19 protein-coding genes and 1 pseudogene are annotated in these 24,269 nt (G+C 52.5%); 14 read left to right on the top strand and 6 right to left on the bottom strand.

What is annotated here, in order from left to right; translation table 11 throughout:
- The first annotated feature begins 330 nt into the window (after nucleotides 1–330).
- The 9 genes and pseudogenes from NG346_RS11235 (at nucleotide 331) to NG346_RS11195 (ending at nucleotide 7,131) form a co-directional block, all read left to right on the top strand.
- A complete protein-coding gene (locus NG346_RS11235; protein ID WP_262280557.1) occupies nucleotides 331–822 on the top strand; it encodes a hypothetical protein in 492 nt (163 codons plus the stop codon).
- The gene (locus NG346_RS11230) at nucleotides 815–1,294 is read left to right on the top strand and encodes a hypothetical protein (protein ID WP_262280558.1); all 480 of its coding nucleotides are present in this window, start codon (nucleotides 815–817) and stop codon (nucleotides 1,292–1,294) included. Before NG346_RS11235 ends, NG346_RS11230 begins: the two co-directional genes overlap by 8 nt.
- Before the next feature lie 112 nt (nucleotides 1,295–1,406).
- The gene (locus NG346_RS11225; protein WP_262280559.1) at nucleotides 1,407–2,186 is read left to right on the top strand and encodes a four helix bundle suffix domain-containing protein; all 780 of its coding nucleotides are present in this window, start codon (nucleotides 1,407–1,409) and stop codon (nucleotides 2,184–2,186) included.
- Nucleotides 2,187–2,431: 245 nt separating this feature from the next.
- The gene (locus tag NG346_RS11220; RefSeq protein ID WP_262280560.1) at nucleotides 2,432–2,707 is read left to right on the top strand and encodes a DUF3127 domain-containing protein; all 276 of its coding nucleotides are present in this window, start codon (nucleotides 2,432–2,434) and stop codon (nucleotides 2,705–2,707) included.
- A pseudogene (locus NG346_RS11215) lies at nucleotides 2,704–3,012 on the top strand (BRO-N domain-containing protein); the annotation flags it as partial. The gene NG346_RS11220 and the pseudogene NG346_RS11215, both read left to right, overlap by 4 nt.
- A gap of 3 nt (nucleotides 3,013–3,015) precedes the next feature.
- Nucleotides 3,016–3,498, top strand: a complete 483-nt coding sequence (locus NG346_RS11210; protein ID WP_262280602.1) for a phage antirepressor KilAC domain-containing protein — start codon at nucleotides 3,016–3,018, stop codon at nucleotides 3,496–3,498.
- Nucleotides 3,499–3,500: 2 nt separating this feature from the next.
- Entirely contained in the window at nucleotides 3,501–3,809 is a 309-nt protein-coding gene (locus NG346_RS11205) for a hypothetical protein (RefSeq protein WP_262280561.1), read from the top strand.
- Nucleotides 3,810–3,996: 187 nt separating this feature from the next.
- On the top strand, nucleotides 3,997–6,522 hold the full coding sequence (locus NG346_RS11200; protein ID WP_262280562.1) for a BT4734/BF3469 family protein: 2,526 nt from the start codon (nucleotides 3,997–3,999) through the stop codon (nucleotides 6,520–6,522).
- 171 nt (nucleotides 6,523–6,693) lie between these two features.
- The gene (locus NG346_RS11195; protein WP_263010698.1) at nucleotides 6,694–7,131 is read left to right on the top strand and encodes a DUF5675 family protein; all 438 of its coding nucleotides are present in this window, start codon (nucleotides 6,694–6,696) and stop codon (nucleotides 7,129–7,131) included.
- 182 nt (nucleotides 7,132–7,313) lie between these two features.
- On the opposite strand, the gene NG346_RS11190 is transcribed toward NG346_RS11195, so the two are convergent.
- From NG346_RS11190 to yihA, 3 genes are read right to left on the bottom strand one after another with little or no spacing between them, the layout of a single operon-like run.
- Complete coding sequence (locus tag NG346_RS11190; RefSeq protein WP_262280563.1) at nucleotides 7,314–9,371, bottom strand: DUF5686 family protein; 2,058 nt, start codon at nucleotides 9,369–9,371, stop codon at nucleotides 7,314–7,316.
- A 35-nt stretch (nucleotides 9,372–9,406) separates the two neighbouring features.
- Nucleotides 9,407–11,200 carry a ribosomal protection-like ABC-F family protein gene (gene abc-f / locus NG346_RS11185; RefSeq protein WP_262280564.1) on the bottom strand — a complete coding sequence of 598 codons (1,794 nt, stop codon included), beginning with the start codon at nucleotides 11,198–11,200 and terminating at the stop codon, nucleotides 9,407–9,409.
- 14 nt (nucleotides 11,201–11,214) lie between these two features.
- The gene (gene yihA, locus NG346_RS11180; protein ID WP_262280565.1) at nucleotides 11,215–11,817 is read right to left on the bottom strand and encodes a ribosome biogenesis GTP-binding protein YihA/YsxC; all 603 of its coding nucleotides are present in this window, start codon (nucleotides 11,815–11,817) and stop codon (nucleotides 11,215–11,217) included.
- 126 nt (nucleotides 11,818–11,943) lie between these two features.
- Here yihA and ileS point away from each other — a divergent pair, with 126 nt between their 5' ends.
- The 5 genes from ileS (at nucleotide 11,944) to NG346_RS11155 (ending at nucleotide 19,839) form a co-directional block, all read left to right on the top strand.
- Nucleotides 11,944–15,591 carry an isoleucine--tRNA ligase gene (ileS, locus tag NG346_RS11175; protein WP_262280566.1) on the top strand — a complete coding sequence of 1,216 codons (3,648 nt, stop codon included), beginning with the start codon at nucleotides 11,944–11,946 and terminating at the stop codon, nucleotides 15,589–15,591.
- Between the two features lie 54 nt (nucleotides 15,592–15,645).
- Nucleotides 15,646–16,344: a lipoprotein signal peptidase gene (locus tag NG346_RS11170; protein ID WP_262280567.1), complete on the top strand. Its 699-nt coding sequence runs from the start codon at nucleotides 15,646–15,648 to the stop codon at nucleotides 16,342–16,344.
- Nucleotides 16,341–17,237 (top strand): DUF4296 domain-containing protein, encoded by an 897-nt coding sequence (locus tag NG346_RS11165; protein WP_262280568.1) that lies wholly within the window; start codon nucleotides 16,341–16,343, stop codon nucleotides 17,235–17,237. Before NG346_RS11170 ends, NG346_RS11165 begins: the two co-directional genes overlap by 4 nt.
- 77 nt (nucleotides 17,238–17,314) lie before the next feature.
- Nucleotides 17,315–18,163 carry a carboxylating nicotinate-nucleotide diphosphorylase gene (nadC, locus tag NG346_RS11160; protein ID WP_262280569.1) on the top strand — a complete coding sequence of 283 codons (849 nt, stop codon included), beginning with the start codon at nucleotides 17,315–17,317 and terminating at the stop codon, nucleotides 18,161–18,163.
- Nucleotides 18,164–18,228: 65 nt separating this feature from the next.
- Nucleotides 18,229–19,839 (top strand): dipeptidase, encoded by a 1,611-nt coding sequence (locus NG346_RS11155; RefSeq protein WP_262280604.1) that lies wholly within the window; start codon nucleotides 18,229–18,231, stop codon nucleotides 19,837–19,839.
- A 166-nt stretch (nucleotides 19,840–20,005) separates the two neighbouring features.
- Here the strand turns inward: NG346_RS11155 and rpiB are convergent, their stop codons facing one another.
- The 3 genes from rpiB to NG346_RS11140 all read right to left on the bottom strand — a co-directional run bounded on the left by rpiB (nucleotide 20,006) and on the right by NG346_RS11140 (nucleotide 24,214).
- The gene (gene rpiB, locus NG346_RS11150) at nucleotides 20,006–20,455 is read right to left on the bottom strand and encodes a ribose 5-phosphate isomerase B (RefSeq protein WP_262280570.1); all 450 of its coding nucleotides are present in this window, start codon (nucleotides 20,453–20,455) and stop codon (nucleotides 20,006–20,008) included.
- Nucleotides 20,456–20,557: 102 nt separating this feature from the next.
- A complete protein-coding gene (locus NG346_RS11145; protein ID WP_154534687.1) occupies nucleotides 20,558–22,582 on the bottom strand; it encodes a transketolase family protein in 2,025 nt (674 codons plus the stop codon).
- Between the two features lie 33 nt (nucleotides 22,583–22,615).
- Complete coding sequence (locus NG346_RS11140; protein ID WP_262280571.1) at nucleotides 22,616–24,214, bottom strand: xylulokinase; 1,599 nt, start codon at nucleotides 24,212–24,214, stop codon at nucleotides 22,616–22,618.
- Nucleotides 24,215–24,269: the final 55 nt, after the last annotated feature.

The following is a 24,269-nucleotide window of genomic DNA, read 5'->3' as shown; positions in this document are numbered from 1 at the left end:
GCTGAATATCTATTCATGCAACAACGCTTATGCTGATGTGTTCCAGAATGACTTTGGATAACACCGGCAACTTATGGTCGTGATTTTGCGTATTGCCTCAAGTCGCATGGTGGGGTAAGGGGTATTTATATGTCTTTATGGTGACATTCGATGCACTGTGCCCCCTTTTTACTAACGATGCAGATTATTTTCGCTTCTGTATCATATTAGGCGCGTAGTTGCGGATTTGAGGTTGGAATGCTTCTCACCATTGTGGGAACACGACACTACACTCCAGCCGAAAAGCTTGGAGACTACCTCAAGGAAGTCCCTAATCACAAAATGATGCTTATGGCAGAGCCCTACAACAAAGAGGATCCGGATGCCGTAGCGGTGTTTGACATCGACCGCGCCTGCATTGTGGGGTACATCCGGTGGGAAGACCTGCCGAAGGTGCACCGGCTAATGACACTCCACAGCGGTACCACCATTTTGCTGCACGTCGTAGGCCTCGTACCCCGCCACCACACTTCGCTCATGGCGTACCCAGTGGTAGACGGTATGGAGATTACCGATCTCAGCGGTCCGGAGGCGGCAAGATTCATCAACTCAACTGATGTTTTTGGCTGCTTGGTGCGGTCGCTCCCCTCGATACATCCGAATGTCAAGAAAGTCATTTATGACTGTTTCAGATACTTGCGGGATCGTATCGGCATTAACATTCCGCAGCACATGCTCTCGGCTTTTTGCAGGAGCATAGAGTATGACAAATGTAACAACAATTCCACAACGAAAATCGACCAGCTTATTGCACAAAACACAGGAAAGGTAACTCATGAATAAAGAAAATTCTTTTACGCCCGATCAGCTGATGGACATGGTGAAGAGTATCACGTCGAATGCTCGTATAGGACAGTTCATCGTGGAGAATCACGGTACGGTCAACTACAACGAGAAAGAAGCCGCACCGCCTGACGATCGCCACATGAGACAGGTACTCCAAGAACTGTTAGTGGCGAAGGATGAAAACGGTAACAAGCTGATGGTAGAGCAGCAGCAATGGTTCGCTGTCTTTCGCGTGCTTGTGGAGTATGGCAACTATCCCAGGCAGATGTCCGACTTCGCCCGCGCCATGGCGCAGTTGGGCATGGACCGGGCTACCCCTGCTTGCAAGCACGACAGCCTGCGCAAAGCCAGCCAGACTTTTCCCCGCCTTGCCTGCAAGGTCTCGCAATGGCAGCAATACAGTTCGCTCAGCGAAGCCTATGCCAAGCAGTGCAAGGTCGCCGACTGGCTCATCAAGAGGATGGTATAGATTTTCTATAGCTTCTATAGTATCTATAGCTTCTATAGTTTCTATAGTATCTATAGCATCTATAGCATCTATAGCCCCCCAAAAAAATAATAATCTCTTAAAATCATAAACCATGGAAACGGATTCTCCGCAAAAAGTCTTGAAACAAGTCGTCAATTATAAGACTCTACATTTCTATCAAAAAAGCGATGTGCTCTACCAGCTCACCTGCATCTTCTGCCAACGCTTCCTGCCCCTGTGCGGTGACCGCACGGTGGACCAAATGGTGCAGGCGGCACGGTCCTGCAAACAAAACATTGTGGAGGGCTCTGAAGACGGTGCCACATCCTCCGAGACAGAGATCAAGCTCATCAACGTGGCACGGTCCAGCAACGACGAGCTCCGAGAGGATTATCTCGACTTCATCAAGAAACATAATCTGCCGCTTTGGGCTCCTGGACATAAGCGCTTCAAGCCCATGCAGGAATATACGCGCCAGCACAATGTCTTGGAAGATTATCTCCCTTATACCGAGAAGTGGTTGCCTGGGGAGTTTGCCAATACCTGTCTGACACTATGTTATCAGGTCGATGCGATGATGAACCACTATCTCCAGCGGCTGGAGAAGCAGTTCGTCGAGCAGGGTGGCATCAAGGAGCGCATGTATGCCGCCCGCACCGGCTACCGCAAGCAGCAGGATGAAAAGATGAAGAATCTTGAATCCGAAAACGCCAGCCTCAAAACTGAAAACGCCAGCCTCAAATCCGAAAACGCCAGCCTCAAAGCTGAAGCTGACCAATGGAAGGCCAAATACAACGATCTCCGCATCCGCGCGCTCAACGCTTACAACAAACAACAGGAGGAGATAAAAGAGCTTAAAGACAAGCTGGAAAAGCAACAGACTGCTGGATAGCAGCTATGGCCTCTATAGCTTCTATGGCTTCTATAGCCTCTATAGCCTCTATGGCTTCTATAGTATTCTATCGCTTCTCTCGGCTTTAGTTCTTACCTTTCCTCAAATCGTTCCTTTTTTCCCAAAATTGTTCCCAACCGTGAGAAAACTCCCGGTTGGGATTTTTTTTACCTTAACTTTGCCACAGAAAACAAACCGGAGGTGGCCACCTTCCTATTTCAAAACTTTTTAATAAATACAAGTCTATGAAGAAAGAATTCAAAGTAGTTAAGCTCCTCGCCCTTCGTCAGGGCACTTCGGAGCGCACTGGACAAGAGTGGAAAAGCCGCGAGGTCGTGCTCGAATCAACCGAGGCCGTGATGTATCCCGACCTTATCGTGGCCACCCTGCGCGGCGACTGGGCTGAGAACCCAGGAGTCGAGGAAGGCGACATCGTGGAAGCAGGACTGAGCTTCTTCGCCCACGAGAAGGACGGGAGATGGTACAACAACATTAGAGTAATCAAAATTGAGAAGAAATGAACAATGGATTGATAAACTTTCATCACGAGATGTTCGGTGATATCCGGGCAATAGAAAAAGACGGGGAACCGTGGTTCGTGGGAAAGGACGTGGCTGAGGCACTGGGATATTCTGTTGCAAGAAAAGCTATTCGTGACCACGTAGACGAAGAAGACAAGCAAATCCTAACGTTCCAAAACTGAACCTTTGGAAGCCAGGACATTCCGAACAGAGGGCTTACCATCATCAACGAGTCGGGTCTCTACTCTCTCGTCCTTTCCTCGAAGCTCCCTTCTGCCAAGAAGTTCAAGCACTGGGTCACCGCCGAGGTGCTGCCCTCCATCCGTCGCCACGGTGCCTACGCCACGGCACCGACGATAGAAAAGATCATCGCGTCTCCGGAGTTCGGCATCGCACTGCTGAAGAGTCTCCAACAGGAGCAGAACATGCGACGGGAGGCTGAGCAGCGGGTGAGAAAGCTGCAGCCTTTGGCCGACTACACCGCCCTTATACTGGCCTGCCCCGAAACGGTGAGCGTCTCGCAGGTGGCGCAGGACTACGGCATGTCGGCAGTGGCGTTCAACCGCATCCTCAACCGCGCCGGCATACAGTACAGCGTCGGCGGACAGTGGGTGCTCTACGCGGCCTACAAGGACCGGGGACTGGTGCAGAGCTATACGTTCAACTACCGCCACAACGACGGCACCGACGGCTGTCGGATGTACACACGATGGACGCAGCGCGGACGGCTCTTCCTCTACGACATTTTGAAAAAGATAGGTATCATCCCTATGATTGAAAAAAACAAATGACTATGAAGATTAATTTGATATTATCCGACGACGACTACCGTCGCATCCTTGCCACGCCGAAGCGTGTGCGTGGCACTATCTGCCAAAACTCGCCCGAGGAGTTCTGCTTCCGGGCGTACAGTGAGAGCAATGAGTCTGAGCAGCTGCCCAAGCGGCAGTTCAAGACCAAACACTCCACGACCACGGTCAACAAGAAGCGCATCCGGCTCTATATGAGCATTCCGCGCGAGGAGACCACCGACCCGACAGAGATCATCTACGACGAGGTGGACGACGCCGCCAGCTTCGTGGAACAAGCCCTTCCCCTTTAATCCCCTCCCCAAGGGGAGGGGAGAGAGCCTCACCCCCAACCCCTCTCCAAGGGAGAGGGGAGTGATATGCTTCAAGACACCCATGCATCCACTAACAACGCGTCAGCCCAAACGCCCGCAGAGCATTCTACTCCCCTCTCCTTTGGAGAGGGGCTAGGGGGTGAGGCTGATATTAAATTTTACAATTATGTTTGACTATATTCAAAACATTCGTTCGCACCATACGGTGCCATGCACCGCCGAGATTCTTCACACGGTGATGCGCTCGACGATCGTCGGCCAGACCTGCGCCGAGATTGCCGACTGCCATGAGCAGCTGCTGCGGGGCGAGATGAGCCGCGAGGACTTCGAGACGAAGAAGACCGAGTTGAAGAAGCGGCTCCCTGCCTTCTGCTTCCACGCTCATTTCAAGAACGGACGACGGCTCAATGCTGAGGCTATTGCCTCGGGTCTGTCGATACTTGACATCGACCACATCAAGGGCTCGCCCGAGGTTTTCTTCCATGAGAAAGTCAAGGACCGCGTGAAAGAGTTGGGCATCGTCCTCGCTCATAAGACACCCAGCGGTGAGGGCCTTCGCTTAGTGTTCATTATTCCGCAGGGCATGGGACTTGTGGAGGCGCAGCAGTGGCTGGCGAAGCAGATAGGCTTGGAGGCTTTTGATGAGGCTTGCAAGGATTTGGCGCGCTGCTCGTTTGCAGTGCCGGAGGAGTATGTGCTGTTTCTTGATGAGGAGGAGCTGTTCAAGGAGCCTCAACAGCCTCACCCCCAACCCCTCTCCAAAGGAGAGGGGAGTGATATGCTTCAAGACACCCTTGCTACCACTAACAACGCGGCAGCCATAACGCCCGCAGAACATTCTCAGCCTCACCCCCGCCCCCTTTCCCAAGGAGAGGGGAGTGATATGCTTCAAGACACCACTGCGTCCACTAACAACGCGGCAGCCATAACGCCCGCAGAGCATTCTACGCCCCTCTCCCTCGGAGAGGGGTCGGGGGTGAGGCTTCTTTTCGTCTTCGACCTCTGCCGTGAGCAGGCGGGGCTGAAAGACGTGGACATCAATGCGCGCGGCTCCCGCCACAACTCGCTGCTTGCCATCCTCAGCGTCGGTGCTGCGCGGCTGCTCTCCGAGGCGGAGGCGATGGCAGTGGTGGAGCGGCGGATGCCCGAGTTCTATAAGGAGCCCGACTGCCGCCAGCTCATCCACGACTTCTACGCCAAATATCACGACGACTCGAAGATCATGTCAGCCACCGTGCAGCGCATCAACGCTCGCGCCGAACAGCTTGCACAGAGAGCCAAAGAAAAGCAGGAGGATAGCGAGGAAGAAGAGGAGGATAGTGAGGATAGTGAGAATAGTTTCTATAGCGGCTATAGAAGCTATAGCGCCTATAGCAGCTATAGCAACGATGGCAACGACAAGAGCCATGACAACATTCCCGCCGACATCCCTCCCATCCCCGGCTTGAAGCAGAGTCTCACTGGTGTTCCGGAGCAGATGCGGATGCCGGCCCTCTGTGCCCTGCTGCCGATGGCTGCCGCCTATGCCGACGACGTGACCTTCCGCTATTGCGACGGACGTGAGCAGCGGCTCGGACTGATGAGCATCGTCGTCGGTGAGCAGGCCTCGGGCAAGAGCGTCTGCAAGGACATCATCGACCTGTGGCGACAGCCCATGGACGAGGACGATGAGCAGGGGCGGCGCAAGGAGGACGAGTGGAAGAAGAAGCGCAAGAACCGGCGGGCCAACGAGAAACTCGACCCCGAACCGGAGGTGCTCATCCGCGACGTGCCCATCACCATCTCGTGCTCCACGCTCTTGAAGAGACTCAAGAACGCGCAGGGCCACACGCTCTATTCCTTCTGCTCGGAGCTCGACACATTGCGCAAGACCAACGGTGCGGGCTCATGGTCGTCGAAGTACGACATCTACCGCCTCGCTTTCGACCACGATGAGTGGGGTCAGGACTACAACAGTGACCAGGCCGAGAGCGGAATGGTCAGCGTGGGTTACAACTGGACCATCCTCGGCACCTACGGAGCTCTGGGCAAGTGCTTCAAGGGCGAGAATATCGAGAACGGACTCTCCTCGCGCATCATCGTCAGCGAGATGCCCGACTCGGCTTTCGCTCCGATGCCCACCTTCCAAGACCGCCGGGACCGTGATGCCCAGGCGATTCTCGATGCCGTCGGCACGCTGCGCGCCAAGCACGGCTATGTCGACACGCCTCGGCTGCGCAAGGCCATTGCCCAGTGGGTCGAGGACAAACGTCAGCAGGCGCTCCAGCGCATCGACCGGGTCATGGATACCTACCGCCGCCGTGCAGCCGTCATCGGCATGCGCTGTGGCGTGGTGGCGTGCCTGCTCTCGGGTGAGAAGGAGACGAAGCATGTCATCGACTTCGCGCTGATGATGGCCGAATACGTTCTTCAAGAGCAGTGCCGACTCTTTGGCGACGTCCTCCGCAAGCAGTATGCCGCCGACGCTGACGACACCCGTCGCAACTCGAAGAACCGAGCCGTCTTTGACCGCTTGGCCGACACCTTCACCTCCCACGACATCCTCGCACTGAAAAATGATGTCTCCGATGCCGCTGCCCGGATGATTATCAAGCGATGGCGTGAGGCGGGGTGGGTCGAGACACTGCCAAGACAAAAAGGCGACAAAGGACAAAGATACAAAAAGGTGAAGCGTAACACCGTAACAGCGTAACACCGTAACATTTATAGGTATCGGAAGCCCCTCTCTAACTCTCCCCAAGGGGAGAGAACCGCGATACCCGTCAAAAACCATTCAATTGTTTAACTCATTAAAAAAATCCCTCCCTCCTCTTTGGTAGGGCTATTCTCCTCCCTTTAGGGAGGCCGGGAGGGTCTTGTAATCATGATAGAACTCCATCTGAAACGCATCGCGAAGCGTCCCACCTACACCATCGGCCGCCTCAGTATCCGCCGCCGTGAGCGCGGAACGTTCACTCCTTGGACCTCTTTCTGTGACACCCTTGAGCCCCATTGGGTCGACTTCCACCACGGCGGCCGCAAGACCAAGGGCAAGACCGCCATCCCCGAAGGCCGCTACCCGATAGTGGTGACGATGAGCCCACGGTTCAAGCGCTGGCTTCCGCTGCTCGTCGGCGTGCCCCACTACAGTGGCATCCGCATCCATAGCGGCAACACCGCCGCCGACACCGAGGGCTGCATCCTCGTGGGTCGCAACACCGAAGTCGGCAAGGTCACCGACAGCCGCCGCACCCTCTACCGCCTGATGCAAGTCATCGACCACCGCGACGAGGGCGAGCCCGTGTTCATCGAAATAGAATAAACACAGCCTCACCCCCAACCCCTCTCCAAAGGAGAGGGGAGTGATATGCTTCAAGACACCCCCTTCATCCACTAACAACGCGGCAGCCAAAACGCCCGCAGAGCATTCTACTCCCCTCTCCCTCGGAGAGGGGCAAGGGGGTGAGGCTGTTGGCGTGAGGCTGTTGGGTGATGAGGCTTTTTTTACCACTTTCTGAACAGCTCGAAGCCGAACTTGCAGCCAAAGACGCGGTTGCCCCGTCCGTTGCTGGTGAAGAGTCCCACGGAAAACACTCGAGTCGTGAAGCCGTAGCCCACCTCGATGTAGGGATGGATATGATGGGCGTCGAGTGCCGAGACGTAGAAGCGCTCCATCTCGATGTAGTGGCCAGCCCATGGCACCCAGGAGAGAAAGAGCAGCGGGGACTCGTAGGTGAGGTTCATGCGGAGATAATAGTCAGAACTCTCATAGGTGGAGGAGCGCAACAACTCGAACTGTCCGCTCCAGTCGTCATTCCATCCGCCGGGGATATTGTTTTCCCTAAAGTTTTCATAGCTGAGGAAATAAGCTCTCTTTCCCTTGGAAGAGTAGAAGCCGAGTCCGCCATGGGCTTGCAGCGACTGCAGTCGGTTGAACCGGTAGATGTATTCTCCGTTCATCTCCCAACGCTCATAGGCCGTGTTGGAGCGTAGAATGCCTTTGAAAGACCGGTCATAGTCAATGGTGAAGATGGGGCCGTCCCATCCGCCGGGCCGGTATTGCAGTTGCACGGCAGGGGCAAAGGATCGGTAGGTGTCCGTCCATCCAAACCGTCGGAATTCCAGTTTGTTGACGGCCGTGCGCTGCTGAAAGAGCAATCCCAGCTGTATGCCGAAAATGCTGTTGGCGTCGTAGTTGAGCACCAGTCGTCCGTCGGCTTGCCGGAATTCATGCAGGCGGTCGAGAATCGTGGAGAGTTGGCTGGTGTCGGGCAATTCTTTTTGGATGTCATTCCGCACCTTGTCGCTATGGATGTTGTTGCCGTTTCCTACCTCTAATTTCAAGTAAGCATTTTTGCGTTTATGGAAATAGTAGTAGAGCGGCACGCGCCAATAAAACCGGTGCTGCTTGAAGGCGTAACCGCCTCGGAATCTCAAAGAGATCTCCTTCTGATCAGAGAACTGGTAGTTGCCACGGAGATCAATCTTATAGGTGATGCCGCGGTTGTGGTCGTAGCTCATATAAAGAGGATTGAGCACAGGGTTAAGTCGGATATAGCCTTGGTTGTTGACGCCAAAGTTTGACTTGAAGCGGTTGAGGGCGTTGTTGCCGATGACATCCCACAGCACATCCTTGACAAAGTCGTGTTTCTTGGGCATATTGACCTTTGTGAGCTCCACGGAATCTCTTTTGTATTTCTCGGTGAACATCTGGGTATAGAGCTGCAGCTCTTTGGGTGAGAGCGTGTCGGGTCGCAAGGACGACATGAGCTCATAGTCATCGCGCTTGGGGAAGGAGTCCACGGGAGGCTTCGGTCGTTGATAGCAGGCCAGCGCTTGCGCCCTGAGTTTGTTGCCGAGCAGGGCGAACCGGGTCTCAGCCTCACAATGCTGTGGCAACAGGGTGGTGAAGCCCTTGTCGCCGGGTGTGATGTTGAGCGTGAAGTCGATCATGTCGTATTCGCCTTTCAGCGTGCAGCGGAGGACGCGGCCGGTGTAGTAGTCGACCAGTGCCTCCCCGCTGACCAGTTGCGTGTTGTCGCGGCGTGGGCGAAAGGTGATGCGTGCGGTGCCGTTGAGGAGAAAGGCCACCCGATAGTGATAGAACTTGCGGTTGTCGGCATGGAAAGGCGAGAGGAGATAGTTCTCGATGATGGTCGTGTTGTAGATGTTGGGGTAGAGATAGCTCAGCACCCGGTCCCAGGCCTGGCGTCCGCGCGGTATCGTCGTGGTGTGCAAGAGCACTTGAGTGTCGGATCGTCTGCGCTTGTAGATGTTGTTTGAGAAAGTCTCGCTGATATAGTGGCGGTTATGTCCATGAGCGATGACATAGAGCGATGGCACCAGCATGAGCAGCGGGTTTTTCTTGTCGATGTCTATCGTGAAGCGGTTGTAAGCATAGGTGGCGTAGCCCTGCATGTGTGTGGTGTCCACTGTGGCGGCATAGTGAAACACCCGATGCAGCAGTGCTGTGTCAGCGCGCTCTCTTGCCCTCAATGGCAGTGCCATGAGAGCGAAGGAAGCAAGGATCAGAATCTGATGCCAGCCACGATGAATGTTCATAACCGATTTCTTTTCTCTTTCCGGTCGAAAAATGTTTAGTTATCCAATTCGCTCAGTTCCAGCCATCTCATGCTCTTCTCATCAAGTTCATCTTTAAGCTTAGGCAGACGTTTGCTTTTCTCTGTGAGCTCCTCTACGGAGAGCTGTCCGCTGCAGAGTTGCGTCTCCAGCAGCTTCTGCTCGTTTTCGAGTTGCTCGATGTCGGCGGTGAGCTGCTCAAACTCTCGTTTTTCCTTGTAGCTCATGCGGCGTCGGGTGTCGTGGTGATAGTCTTTCTTTGCGGGAGCTTTGTCGGCCCTGGTCTTCTCTTTGTCGCTGTCCTCTTTTGATTTCAGCGCGCTCCATTCGCGATACTGCGTGTAGTTGCCGGGGAAGTCCTTGACGACGCCCTCTCCCTTGAAGATGAGCAGATGGTCCACGACCTTGTCCATGAAGTAGCGGTCGTGGCTGACCACGATGACGCAGCCTGGGAAGTCTTCGAGATATTGCTCCAGCACCTGCAGGGTCTGGATGTCGAGGTCGTTGGTAGGCTCGTCGAGCACCAGGAAGTTGGGATTGCGCATGAGCACGGTGCAGAGGTAGAGCTTGCGGCGTTCGCCACCGCTGAGCTTGTAGACATAGTTGTGCTGCTGCTCCGGTGTGAACATGAAATAGTTGAGAAACTGCGAGGCCGTCATGTGTCGTCCCCCGCCGAGATCGATGTAGTCGGCAATGTCGGTGATGACATCGATGACCTTCTCGTCATTGTTGAATTGCAGCCCCTCTTGGGAGAAATAGCCGAAGCGCACCGTCTCGCCAATGTCGAACTTTCCGGAATCTGGCGGCACGATGCCCAAGAGCATCTTGATGAAGGTAGACTTGCCGGTGCCGTTGTTGCCGACGATGCCCATTTTCTCGAATCGGGCAAAGTTATAGTAGAAGTTGTCGAGGATGATCTTCTCGTTGCCCTTCGAGTCGGTGAATTTTTTTGAGACATATTGGCACTCAAAGATTTTCGAGCCAATATATACGTTGCTGGCCTTGAGTCTCATCTGGCGTTCCTCGATGCGCTGGTGGGCTTTGGCCTGCAGGTCGTAGAAGGCCTCCTCGCGGTAGCGTGCCTTGTGGCCACGGGCTTGTGGCATACGCCGCATCCACTCCAGTTCGGTGCGATATAGATTCTTTGCTCGTGCTATCTCAGCTGTCTGATTTTCAATGCGTTCCTGCCGCTTCTCTAAATAATAGCTATAATTGCCGTGATAGGAATAGATCGTCTCGTTGTCGAGTTCCAGGATCACTTGACAGACATGGTCGAGGAAATAGCGGTCGTGTGTCACCATCAGCAATGTGAGCGTGGAGCGTGACAGATAGCCCTCCAGCCAAACGATCATCTCAAGGTCGAGATGGTTGGTCGGCTCGTCGAGGATGAGGAAGTCGGGCTCGTTGAGCAGTGCATTGGCAAGCGCCACCCGCTTCTGCTGTCCGCCGCTGAGTTGTCCCATGGGCTGGTCGAGATCGGTGATGTGCAGTTGGGTGAGGATTTGCTTGGCTCTGAGGATCTTGTCGGGATTTCCCTCGTGATTGAAGCAAGCGTCGAGCACGCTCTCCTCAGCGTCGAACTTAGGGGTCTGCTCCAGGAATCCGATGCGTATGTCGTTGCGATAGATGATCTGTCCCTCGTCATAGCCTTCTTTTCCTGCGAGAATCTCCAGGAGCGTAGACTTTCCGGTGCCATTCTTGGCGATGAGTCCTACTTTCTGCCCTTCGCCTACCGAGAAGCAGATATTGCGGAACAGCACCTGCGCGCCGAAGGATTTGGTGAGATTTTGTACGTCTAAATAAGGTGTCATGATTTTTGTGAATTTCAACCTTTGATTTCCTTGAGGATCTCGTCGATGTAGTTGAGGACCTCGTCTTTTCCCGTTTTCTTTTCCGAGCTGGTGATGAAATAGGGTGGGAGCGTCTCCCATGTGTCGAGCAAGGCGTCCATCCACTGCTTGGCATTGCCCTTGGCTTTCACTGGTCCGAGCTTGTCAGCTTTTGTGAAGACGATAGAGAAGGGGATGCCACTCGCGCCGAGCCAGTCGACAAACTCGCGGTCGATCTTCTGCTGCTCGTGGCGGATGTCGATGAGCACAAAGACATTGCAGAGCTGCTCACGCTGAAGGATATAGGAGCGTATCATCTTGTCGAGCTTGTCCTGCACGGTCTTGGAGCGTTTGGCATAGCCGTATCCGGGGAGGTCGACGAGATACCATTCGTTGTTGATGATGAAATGGTTGATGAGCAGTGTCTTACCGGGAGTGGCGGAAGTCTTTGCCAAGCCTTTGTGGTTGCAGAGCATGTTGATGAGACTCGACTTGCCGACATTGCTTCGTCCGATGAAGGCAAACTCCGGCTTGTTGTCTTTGGGGCACAGCGACACTGTGGGTGCTGAGATGACAAATTGGGCTTTCTTGATGTCCATAGCTGAATGTTTTTGTGCAAAGATACTCATTTTTAACTAAAAAGCAATGATAGTTTTGTGGGAAACCTATTTTTTTACTACCTTTGCGCAAGAATATTAATACAAGGTAAAGAAAGAGAATCATTTATGTCTAAGAGATTTGCCGAACATACCGGTCTCGATCTGACGAAGATCAACGACGAGGTGTTGAAGGAATGGGAGAAGAACGACATCTTCCACAAGAGTATTGATGAGAGAGAGGGCTGCCCTCAGTTTATCTTCTTCGAGGGTCCTCCATCGGCCAATGGTCATCCCGGTATCCATCATGTGCTGGCACGCAGCATCAAGGATACCTTTAACCGCTACAAGACCATGCAGGGCTTCCAGGTGAAGCGCAAAGCAGGATGGGACACACACGGACTGCCCGTGGAGCTCGGTGTGGAGAAAGAGCTGGGTATCACCAAAAAAGATATCGACAACAAGAAATCAGATAAGTATATCTCGGTGGAGGACTATAACCACAAATGCCGCGAGAACGTGATGAAGTTTACGGCTGAGTGGCGCGAGCTGACCGAGAAGATGGGATATTTCGTCGATTTGGATCATCCCTATGTCACTTATCACAATAAATACATTGAGACCTTGTGGTGGTTGCTCAAGCAGCTCTACAACAAGGGGCTGCTCTATAAGGGCTACACCATCCAGCCGTATTCCCCCGCTGCCGGTACCGGACTGTCGAGCCATGAGCTCAACCAGCCGGGATGCTACCGCGACGTCAAGGACACCACGGTGACGGCGCAGTTCCTCATCACGGATCCGAAAGAGAAGTGGACAAAGTGGGGCAAGCCTTATTTCATCGCTTGGACCACCACGCCCTGGACACTGCCTTCAAACATCGCACTGTGTGTGGGACCCAACATCGACTATGTCGCTGTGGAGACCTACAACCCCTACGACGGTGAGCCGATGACGCTCGTCATGGCAGAGGCTCGGCTGGGCGCTTACCTCAAGGCTGACCAAGAGTGCAAAGAGGGTGAGCTGCCTGCCTTTGACAAGGAGAAGAAGATCTGCCCTTGGAGAGTCGTTGACCGCATGAAAGGCAGTGAGCTCGTCGGAATGCACTATAGCCAGCTGATGAAATGGGTGAAGCCCTGCGAGAAAGTAGGAGAGTATCAGCCCGAATTCGTCAATGCTTATGCCGAGGCTCATCCCGAGAAAGTCTTTGTCGGCGAGAATGGCAAGGATCATTTCGTGGAGATGGAGAGCGAGGCTTTCCGTGTCATCCCCGGTGACTACGTGACCACAGAAGACGGTACCGGTATCGTGCATATCGCCTCTACCTTTGGTGCCGACGATGCCAAGGTTGCCAAGGACGCCCATGTGCCGGCACTCTACTTGATCAACAAGAAGGGCGAGACACGCCCTATGGTGGATCTACAAGGAAAATACTATGTGCTCGATGAGCTCGACAAGAACTTCATTGAGCACTGTGTCGACACGGAAGCCTACGGCCATCACGCCGGTGACTATGTCAAGAACTCCTACGACCCGAAATTCAATCCCAACGGCGTGTGGGACAAGAAAGCTTCGGAGAAAGCCGATGACCTGAATGTCATCATCTGTATGGAGATGAAGATGGAGGGCACCGCCTACAAGATTGAGAAGCATGTCCACAACTATCCCCACTGCTGGCGTACCGACAAGCCCATCCTCTACTATCCGCTCGACAGCTGGTTCATCCGTGACACTGCCAAGAAGCAGCGCATGGTGGAACTCAACAAGACGATCCACTGGAATCCTGAGTCCACGGGTACCGGCCGCTTCGGCAACTGGCTGGAGAACCTCAACGACTGGAACCTCAGCCGCTCACGTTTCTGGGGCACGCCGCTGCCTATCTGGCGCGACGAGAACCGTGGCGAGAAGTGCATCGGCTCGGTGGAGGAACTCTACAACGAGATCGAGAAATCGGTCGCTGCCGGGGTGATGAAGAGCAATCCGCTCAAGGACAAAGGCTTTGTCGTGGGCGACTACTCTGAGGAGAACTACAACAAGATAGATCTCCACCGCCCCTATATCGACTACATCGTCCTCGTCAACGATGAGGGCAAACCCATGTATCGTGAGAGCGATCTGATCGACGTGTGGTTTGATTCCGGCTCCATGCCGTATGCTCAGCAGCACTATCCCTTTGAGGGAGAGATCAATGCCGAGGGATTGAAGAAGACGGGTAAGAGCGAAAGCCAATACCGCGACGAGCTCATTCACAGCACCTACACGGGAACTCCCGTGCCTCCGGCTTTCTTCCCTGCCGACTTCATCAATGAGGGCGTTGACCAGACACGCGGCTGGTTCTTCACGCTCCACGCCATCGCTACGATGGTCTTTGACTCCGTGGCCTTCAAGAATGTCATCTCCTCAGGCCTCGTCCTCGATGCCAAGGGCAACAAGATGAGCAAGCACGTGGGCAATGTCACCGACCCCTTTGAGATGATCAACAAATACGGTGCTGACCCCGTGCGCTTCTATATGATGACAAACAGCGAGCCGTGGGATAATCTGAAGTTCGACCCGAATGGCGTAGACGAGGTGCGCCGCAAATTCTTCGGCACCTTATATAATACATATAGCTTCTTCGCCCTCTATGCCAATGTCGACGGCTATGATCCTGAGAATACTTCTTTGGAGGCTTCCAAGGAGCATCTCGTGGAAATCGACCGCTGGATCCTCTCCAGCCTCAACACGCTCGTGAAGGGAGTGCGCCGTGAGCTCGACGGTTATGACCCGACACGCGCCGGACGTCTGATCGATGCCTTCGTCAACGACCACCTCAGCAACTGGTATGTGCGCCTCAACCGCAAGCGCTTCTGGGGTAAGGAGATGAGCGACGACAAGCTCGCCGCTTACAACACGCTCTATACCTGCTTGATGACTGTGGCTAAGGTGCTTGCGCCCTTTGCCCCCTTCTCTGCTGACCAGCTCTATCACGATTTGGGCGGAAAGATGGAGAGCGTGCACCTCGAGTCGTTCCCCGTGGTCGACGAGAGCCTCATCGACACGGATTTGGAGCAGCGCATGGACATGGCACAGAAGATCACCTCGATGGTGCTGGCACTGCGCCGTAAGGTCAACATCAAGGTGCGTCAGCCGCTGCAGCAGATCCTGATCCCTGCTGTCGACGACAACCAGCGTAAGCATATCGAGGCTGTCAAAGACTTGATCATGAATGAGGTCAATGTCAAGGAACTCAACTTTGCCGAGGGACAAAGCATCTTGGTGAAGAAGGTGAAGTGCAACTTCCGTGTCATGGGCAAGAAGTTTGGTAAGCTGATGAAGGGTGTCGCTGCCAAGATGAACGGTCTGTCACAAGACGACATTGCGGCATTGGAGCGCGAGGGTAGCTTGAGCTTTGATGTTGACGGACAAAATGTCACTGTCGATGCTGCTGATGTGGAGATCATCTCTGAGGATATCCCTGGATGGCTCGTCAGCAACGAGGGCAATCTGACGGTAGCTTTGGAAGTGGAGTTGACGCCAGAACTTCGCAATGAGGGTATGGCCCGTGAGCTTGTCAACCGCATTCAGAACCTGCGTAAGGAGACGGGCTTGCAGATCACCGACCGCATCAACGTCACCGTAGCCCCCAATGCAGAGGTAGAGACTGCTGTGAAGTCTTTCGCTGACTACATCAAAGGCCAGGTGCTGGCCGACAGCATCACCGTGGCTGACAACGATGGCGTGGAGACAGATTTCGACAGCTTCAAGCTGAATATTAAAGTAGAAAAGGCAAATGCCTGATAATCAGATGATGATTCATCTGTGAATACATCTGACAGTCTATATCATTTTATAATGAATAGCAAAAAGAAAATTCTCACCGACGGCCGTTTGGCGTGGATCATCGTCCTCGCCATTCTGGTCGTCGATCAGTTGATAAAGATCTGGGTGAAGACCCACATGACATTGGGTAGCTCCATCGAGATCACCAACTGGTTCTACATTGCCTTCATCGAGAACAAAGGCATGGCCTTCGGCATGACACTCGGCAGTAAAGTCGTCTTGAGTGTCATTCGCATCGTGGCTGTTTCGGCGATTGGCTGGTTTATTTGGCAAACCGTCAGACAACACGGCCGCACACGCTATGTCGTCTTGCTCTCGCTGATCGCTGCCGGTGCCGCCGGAAATATCTTCGACTCCATGTTCTATGGGCTCATTTTTAGCAACTCTTCACCCGACTATGTCTCTTATTTCGTGCCCTTTGGCACAGGCTATGCAAGTTTTCTGATGGGACGCGTGGTGGATATGTTCTATTTCCCTTTGATACATGGCACTTTCCCGATGTGGTTCCCACTTTGGGGTGGTGAGTCTTTTACCTTCTTCTCTCCGGTTTTCAACTTTGCCGATGCCAGCATCACGGTGGGGGTCATCGCCATGTTGATTTTCTGCCGTAAGGACTTGGAGTCTTTCAACGCTACTGTAGACAAGGGGGTACACCATAAGCAGTCCGCATCCCCTTCGTCAACTGATGACGGGAAAGGAGGAAAACAATGAGGGGGCTGCGTCTGCTGTTGGTATTCTGCAGCATGGTCATGGTGCTGGCGATTACGGTGGGCTGCAAGCCCTCGGTACCCAGTACATTCATCTCACCGGGCGACATGGAGGATTTGCTCTATGATTATCATATGGCAGATGCTATGGCAGAGCAAGCGAAGGGCAACTATGCTGAGAATGTCATCGCTTATCGCACTGCTGTCTTGAAAAAATACGGTGTCACGCAGGAGAAGTTTGACACTTCGATGGTATACTATATGCGTCATGCCGATCAGCTTCACACTATTTATGAGCATGTTGCGCAGCGCTTGCAAGACAAGGCACAAGAGCTTGGCTCTTCGGTAGGAACGGCTGGAACCTTTACGGCCAACAGCGACACCACTGACATTTGGAAAGAGAGCAGCTCTGTGGTGCTCATCCCGAATGAGCCCTACAACCTTTACTCCTTCTCGGTAAAGGCCGACAGTTCATACCATAAAGGTGACTCTTTCGTCTTAAATTTCCAAAGTGATTTCATCTATCAGGATGGTACAAGAGATGGCGTCGTGGTGCTCTCACTGGTCTATCGCAATGACAGCGTAGCACAGCGCGTCATGCATTTCTCCAGCTCTTCAAAATATGACCTATCCATCGATGATCCCAATTCTTTGGGAATCAAAGAGGTGAAGGGCTTCTTCCTCTTGGCAAGAAACAATGACATGAACAGTTCGATGACTACACTGAAAATGGCTTGCGTCAGCCACATCCATCTCTTTAGAGTGCACGCTAAGAAGAGTGCTGACGAAAATTCTGCGGCAGGAGCTACAGGCCCCAATGGCCCCGATGGCTCTCCACAGCCTTTGCCGGCAAATGCGCAAATGCAGATGGCTCCGGATACAATGCGAAGGCAGTGATGCTTCTGAATTCATCATTCATCACTCAACATTCATCATTCATCATTCATCATTTTAATAATTCAACATTCAATATCATGTTATCAGTAGATCAATTAGAAGACAAACTCATCGACTTGGCTTTTGCTGAGGATATCGGTGATGGAGACCATACCACTTTGTGCTGTATTCCAGCGGATGCCATGGGCAAGAGCCATCTGCTTATCAAGGAAGACGGTATACTTGCCGGTGTCGAGGTAGCAAAGAAAGTGTTTGACCGTTTCGATCCTACGCTGAAGGTGGAGGTGCTCATTGGCGATGGGCAGCCGGTGAAGAAGGGCGACATTGCCATGATCGTTTCGGGTAAGACGCGTTCACTCTTGCAGACTGAGCGTCTGATGCTCAACATCATGCAGCGCATGAGCGGTATCGCCACGATGACACATAAGTATGTGGAACGTATCGCCGGCACCGGCTGTCATGTTCTCGACACGCGCAAGACTACACCGGGTATGCGTATGCTGGAGAAGCAGGCTGTAAAGTTGGGTGGGGGCATGAACCATCGCATCGGACTTTTTGATATGATTCTGTTGAAAGATAACCATATTGATTTTGCCGGAGGAATTGCCAACGCCATCGACCGTTGTCATCAATATTTGGCAGACAAACATCTTGATCTGAAGATTGAGATTGAGGTGCGCGACTTCAATGAGTTGCAGCAGGTGCTGGACAAGGGTGGGGTGAACCGCATCATGCTTGACAACTTCTCTGTTCCTGACACAAGGAAAGCCGTGGACATCATCAACCATCGCTTTGAGACTGAGTCCTCCGGTGGCATCACTTATGACACGATTCGGGACTATGCCGAGCAGGGAGTAGACTTTATCAGTGTAGGTGCGCTTACACACAGCGTCAAAGGCCTTGACATGAGCTTTAAGGCTTGTTGAAAATAAATAATCAGACTATGAAAATCAAATCTCGTATTTGCGGCATCACCGTGGCAGCACTTGCTATGTGCGCTACACAGGGTGAGGCTTGTACTAATTTTATTGTAGGAAAGAAAGCATCTGTCGATGGCTCTGTCATCTGCAGCTACAATGCCGACGACTACGGCATGTTCATAGGATTGGCGCATTATGCTGCCGGGACACATAAAAAAGGAGAGATGCGCGACATCGTAGATTGGGACACGCATAAATATATTGGTAAGATTCCTGAGGCTCCCGTCACCTATAATGTCATTGGCAACATCAATGAGTTTCAAGTAACCATTGGCGAGACTACCTATGGCGGCCGTGAGGAGATGGTCAATCCCGACGGAGGTATTGACTATGGCTCGCTGATCTATCTCGGCTTGCAACGCTCTCGGACCGCGCGCGAAGCCATCAAGGTGATGACAACGCTGGCTCAAACCTATGGCTACTGCTCCGAAGGTGAGACATTCACCATCTGCGACCCTAACGAAGCATGGATCATGGAAATGCAGGGCAAAGGAAAAGGAGAGAAGGGCGTCGTTTGGGTGGCACAGCGTATTCCCGACGATGCTATCTGTGGCCATGCCAATCAAAGTCGCATTGGTAAGTTCAACATGAAGGACAAAAACAATGTGATGTATGCCAAAGACGTTGTCGCCTTCGCCCGTAAAAAAGGATGGTTCAAGGGTAAAGATGCAGACTTCAACTGGAAGATGACTTACGCTAAGCCTGACTTCAGTGGCCGCCGCATCTGCGATGCCCGCGTTTGGTCGTTCTTCAACCGCTATGCCAAGGGCATGGACAAATATCTGCCTTGGGCTCTTGGCAAAGACTCCACAGCTGAGGATATGCCCTTGTGGGTGAAACCAGCTCGAAAGCTGAGTGTACAAGATGTGCAGGTGGCTATGCGTGACCATTACGAGGGGACGCCGATGGCTATTGACTCTACTGACATTGGTGGAGGTATTTGGCAGATGCCTTATCGCCCTACACCTCTTTTCTATGAGGTGAACGGAAAGAAATACTTTAACGAGCGACCGACAAGCACGCAGCAGACTGGCTTCACTTTCGTCGCTCAGATGCGTGCATGGCTTCCCCGTAAAGTGGGTGGCGTGCTGTGGTTTGGCAACGATGATGGCAATATGGTGGCTTACACCCCGATATATTGCGGAAATACTGTGCAACCCGAATGTTACAACACACCAGGTGCCGACGCGCTGACTTTCTCCATGAAGAACGCTTATTGGGTATGCAATTGGGTGAGCAATATGGTGTATCCACGCTACTCACAGATGTTTCCCAGTCTGAAAGCAGTCCGAGACTCTTTGGAGCAGAGCTATTTTGCCCGTCAAAAAGAAGTGGAGGACAAAGCTGTGGCAATGGCTGCTACCAACGAAGATGCTGCCGCACGTTATCTCAACGACTATAGCAACACAGTGGCTCAGCAGATGCTGGCCCGATGGAAGCAACTTGCTTTCTATCTGATTGTGAAATACAATGATATGACGGTGAAGCCGGAGAAAGACGGCAAGTTCCTGCGTACGCCGGAAGGCATCGGAGTAGCTGTGAAGCGTCCCGGCTATCCTGAAACTTATCGCAAGCAAATCGTTAAGCAAACCGGCGACCGTTATGAGGTCCCCAATAAGTAAAGGGGTTTTCTAAGGGAACAGACGAAATCTTTAGAATGTCAGTTCTCCCACATAAAAACAAACGTCTGAGATGTATTCCTTATAAGGAAATATCTCAGACGTTTGTTTGTTGGGTTGTTATGTATTGTTACAACTCAAAGTTTTCTTTGACAATTGAAGTTTTTAATTATTTCTCAGGAGCCAAAGGGATCTTATTGACGCGGCGCTCGTGGCGGCCTCCTTCAAATTCTGTAGAAAAGAACTCATCCATGATTTTCTTTGCCATGTCATTGTCGATGAAACGGCCGGGCATGACAAGGACATTTGCATTGTTGTGCTGGCGGATCAGGTGAGCCACTTCAGGAATCCAGCAAAGTCCGGCGCGAATGCCCTGATGCTTGTTGAGCGTCATGGCAATGCCCTCGCCGGAGCCACAGATGCCGATGCCCGGATAGACTTCGCCAGACTCTATGCCTTGTGCAAGCGCATGGCCAAAGTCGGGGTAGTCGCAACTCTCCTCGGTGAAAGTACCATAGTCTTTATAAGCCATGTTGTGCTCATCAAGATATTTCTTGACGTACTGCTTCAAGGCAAAGCCGGCATGATCACTTGCCAGTCCTACTGTTTTAATTTCCATCTCGCGTGTTTTTTTATCATTTAGAATTAACGAGTATATAACGTCAGATGAGCAATGGTATTGTCTACCATTGCTCATCTTTTATTTATATACAGCAGTTCATTACTTGCCCAAGAAAGCTTTCACCTGCTTGTAGACATTCTCACCGGTATATCCGAGCTTCTCATCAAGCACCTTGTAGGGTGCAGAGAAGCCGAAGCTCTTCATGCCATAGATACGGCTGTTGGGACCGATACCTACTAAGCCTTCGAGTGTGACAGGCAGTCCAGCTGTCATACCAAACTTCTTGACGTCGTAGGGGAGAACGCTCTCCTGATACTCTTTAGACTGACGACGGAAGAGGCCTTCAGAAGGAGCACTGACCACACGTACCTTGATGCCGTCAGCACGAAGGGCAGCACAGCCTGCTTCAAGCGTGGAAACCTCGGAACCGCTGGCAACGAGGATGACATCAGGATTCTCGTCTGAGCCTGCAACGATATAGGCACCCTTGCGAGCCTGCTGATAATCATTGCCCTCAGGCAGTTTGGCGATACCCTGACGGGAGAAAATCAGTGCAGTCGGAGTGTCCATGTTCTCCATTGCCATCTCCCAGCAAACGGTAGTCTCATCAGCATCGGCGGGGCGGAACACACGCACGCTGTCTTGTCCCTTATGGTTTTGCAGCTTCTCCATCAAGCGAATTTGTGCTTCCTGTTCGACGGGCTCATGGGTAGGGCCATCCTCACCAACACGGAAGGCATCGTGAGTCCAAATGAACTTCACGGGTACGCCCATCAGTGCTGCCAAACGAACAGCCGGCTTCATGTAGTCAGAGAATACGAAGAAGGTACCGCAAGCAGCGATGACACCGCCATGGAGCATCATACCAATGCACATATCGGCCATCGTCAACTCTGCCACACCAGCCTGGAAGAAGGCACCTGAGAAGTCGCCTTTCTTCAGCGAGTGGGTCTGCTTCAAGAAGCCGTCAGTCTTGTCAGAGTTTGACAAGTCGGCAGAAGCACAGATCATATTAGGTACTTGCTTAGCAAGCTCTGCCAAGCAAGCAGAAGATGCGGCACGTGTCGCGGAGCCTTCCTTTTGCTGTACCTTGCTCCAGTCAATCTTCGGAGCCTTGCCGGAGAACCATGTGTCCATCAAGGCTTTCTTCTCAGGATTGGCCTTTGCCCACTCTGCTTCTTCTGCACGGCGTGCTGCTACGATCTTCTTTAACTCCTCACGACGGTCGGCATAGAGCTTCTTTACATCATCAAAGATGACAAAAGGATTCTCGGGATCACCGCCTAAGTGCTTGATCGTGTTGATGTAAGCGCCATCGCCTAAAGGAGCGCCGTGGGTCTTCACGTTGTGCTCATAGCTTGTGCCGTCAGCTTTCACGGCGCCACGCCCCATGATTGTCTTGCCAATGATGAGTGTAGGACGCTCTTTCTCTGTCAGGGCTGCGTCCAATGCCTTGCGGATCTCTGCGACATCGTTACCATTGATCTCGATGACATTCCAATTCCATGCACGGTATTTGGCTGCGGTGTCCTCGTTCATGACATCTTTGGTCTCTGTAGACAGCTGGATATCGTTGGAGTCATAGAACATGATGAGATTGTTGAGACCTAAGGTGCCGGCAATTCGGCCTACACCTTGTGAGATCTCCTCCTCAACGGCACCGTCGGAGATATAGCAATAGATATGGTGTTGCATCATCACGCTGCCCAGACGGGCTTCGAGAAATTTCTCGGCAACGGCGGAGCCTGCTGCGATAGCATGGCCTTGGCCCAAAGGACCGGAGGAATTCTCAATGCCATGCATCACATCGAGTTCGGGGTGACCCGGGCAGGGAGAGCCCCACTGACGGAACTGCTTGATGTCTTCGAGTGAGAATTTGCCCTGGAGCGTCAGTGCGCTATAGAGCATGGGGCTCATATGGCCAGGATCCAAATAGAAGCGGTCGCGGCCTGTCCATGTGGGATCCTCGGGATCATAGATCAAGTACTCGCTGAAAAGTACATTGATAAAGTCTGCACCTCCCATAGCGCCACCGGGGTGGCCAGAGTTAGCTTTTTCAACCATCGAAGCAGCCAGAATACGAATGTTGTCGGCTGCGCGATTCATCAATTCAATGTCGTTCATAATATAATATAGTAAGTGATAAGATCTTGTTTTCTATTTTGCTGCCTTATACTTGACAGCTGCTTTTTCTATTTCAAGTCCTTGCTTGTAAGCTTTGATATACGCGTCGAATCCTGCCACATCCTCAGGTGTTGGGCTGATCTCCGTACCCGTGTTGCCGGCGAAGACGCGCTCATCAAGGAAGTCGGGCAGACTCTGACCCTGCTGGCGGTGGATGCAATAAGAGGCCAACAGCGCTATGCCCCAAGCACCTCCCTCACCGGCAGTCTCCATGACAGAGATCGGCGAGTTGAGAGCTGCTGCTAAAATGCGCTGGCCTACGCCTTTCGTGGTGAAATAACCGCCATGGCCTGTGATGCGGTCTACTGTGATCTTTTCATCTTTAAACAAAATGTCGTTGCCAATCTTCAGCACACCGACAGCGGCATAGAGTTGTGTGCGCATGAAGTTGGCAAGTGTAAACTTGTCGTTGGCGGCACGCACAAAGAGTGGACGGCCGTCAGCAAGTCCTGCAACGGGCTCCCCTGATACATAGTTGTAGGAGAGCAGACCACCGCAGTCAGCGTCGCCTTCAAGTGCTACGTTGAACAGACGGGTGTAGAGCTCATTGGTATTTTGCTTGATGCCTAACATCTTTGCGTATTCATCGAAGACATTCACCCAAGCGTTGATCTCGGATGTGCAGTTGTTGCAATGTACCATAGCCACGGGAAGCCCGTCAGGAGTGGTGACAATGTCGATGACAGAATAGGGCTTGGAAAGATTCTTCTCCAACACGATCATGGAGAAAGAGGATGTGCCGGCGGATACATTTCCTGTACGCACCTTGACAGCATTGGTGGCTGCCATACCGGTTCCAGCGTCACCTTCCGGTGGACAGAGGGGGGTGCCTGCCTGCAGGTGACCGGAGACATCCAGGAGCTTGGCACCTTCTTCGGTGAGTGTTCCGGCATCTTCGCCAGCTAACAACACCTTTGGCAAAATGTCAGTGAGATGCCAGGAAAGATGTTTAGGAGCAATAAGCTTTTCAAACTTCTCGATCATCGATGCATCGAATTGCTTAGTTTCCGGGTCGATAGGAATCATACCGGAAGCATCACCGATGCCAAGTACTTTCTTGCCTGTGAGTTGCCAATGGATATATCCGGCAAGTGTCGTAAGATATTTGATGCTGTTGACATGGCTCTCGCCATTGAGGATAGCCTGATAAAGATGAGAGATGCTCCAGCGAAGAGGAATGTTGAAGTTGAACAGTTTGGAGAGTTCCTCAGCAGCCTGTCCTGTGTTGGTGTTGCGCCAAGTACGGAAAGGTACGAGTATCTTGTCGTCCTCACCAAAGGGCATGTAGCCATGCATCATGGCGCTAATGCCAATGGCAGCGAGCTTTGTGATCTCTATGCCATATTGCTCTTTGACATTTTGGCGAAGAGAGGCATAGCAGTCTTGAAGTCCTTCCCAAATAGCCTGAATGCTATACGTCCAAAGTCCGTCGACAAGTTGGTTCTCCCACGTGTGACTGCCTTGTGCGATTGGCTTGTTCTCCTCGTCAATCAGCACAGCCTTGATGCGTGTGGATCCGAATTCGATACCAAGGACGGCACGACCGGATTCTATGATTGTTTGAGCGTTCATTTGTTTCTGATTAATGTCATATCCGACAATGCTCTATGACGGGCATTGCCGGATT

It is taken from the genome of Hallella absiana (assembly GCF_025457485.1).
In the GTDB taxonomy this organism is placed as follows: Bacteria; Bacteroidota; Bacteroidia; order Bacteroidales; family Bacteroidaceae; genus Prevotella; species Prevotella absiana.
This window is presented reverse-complemented; position numbering and strand designations above follow the sequence as displayed.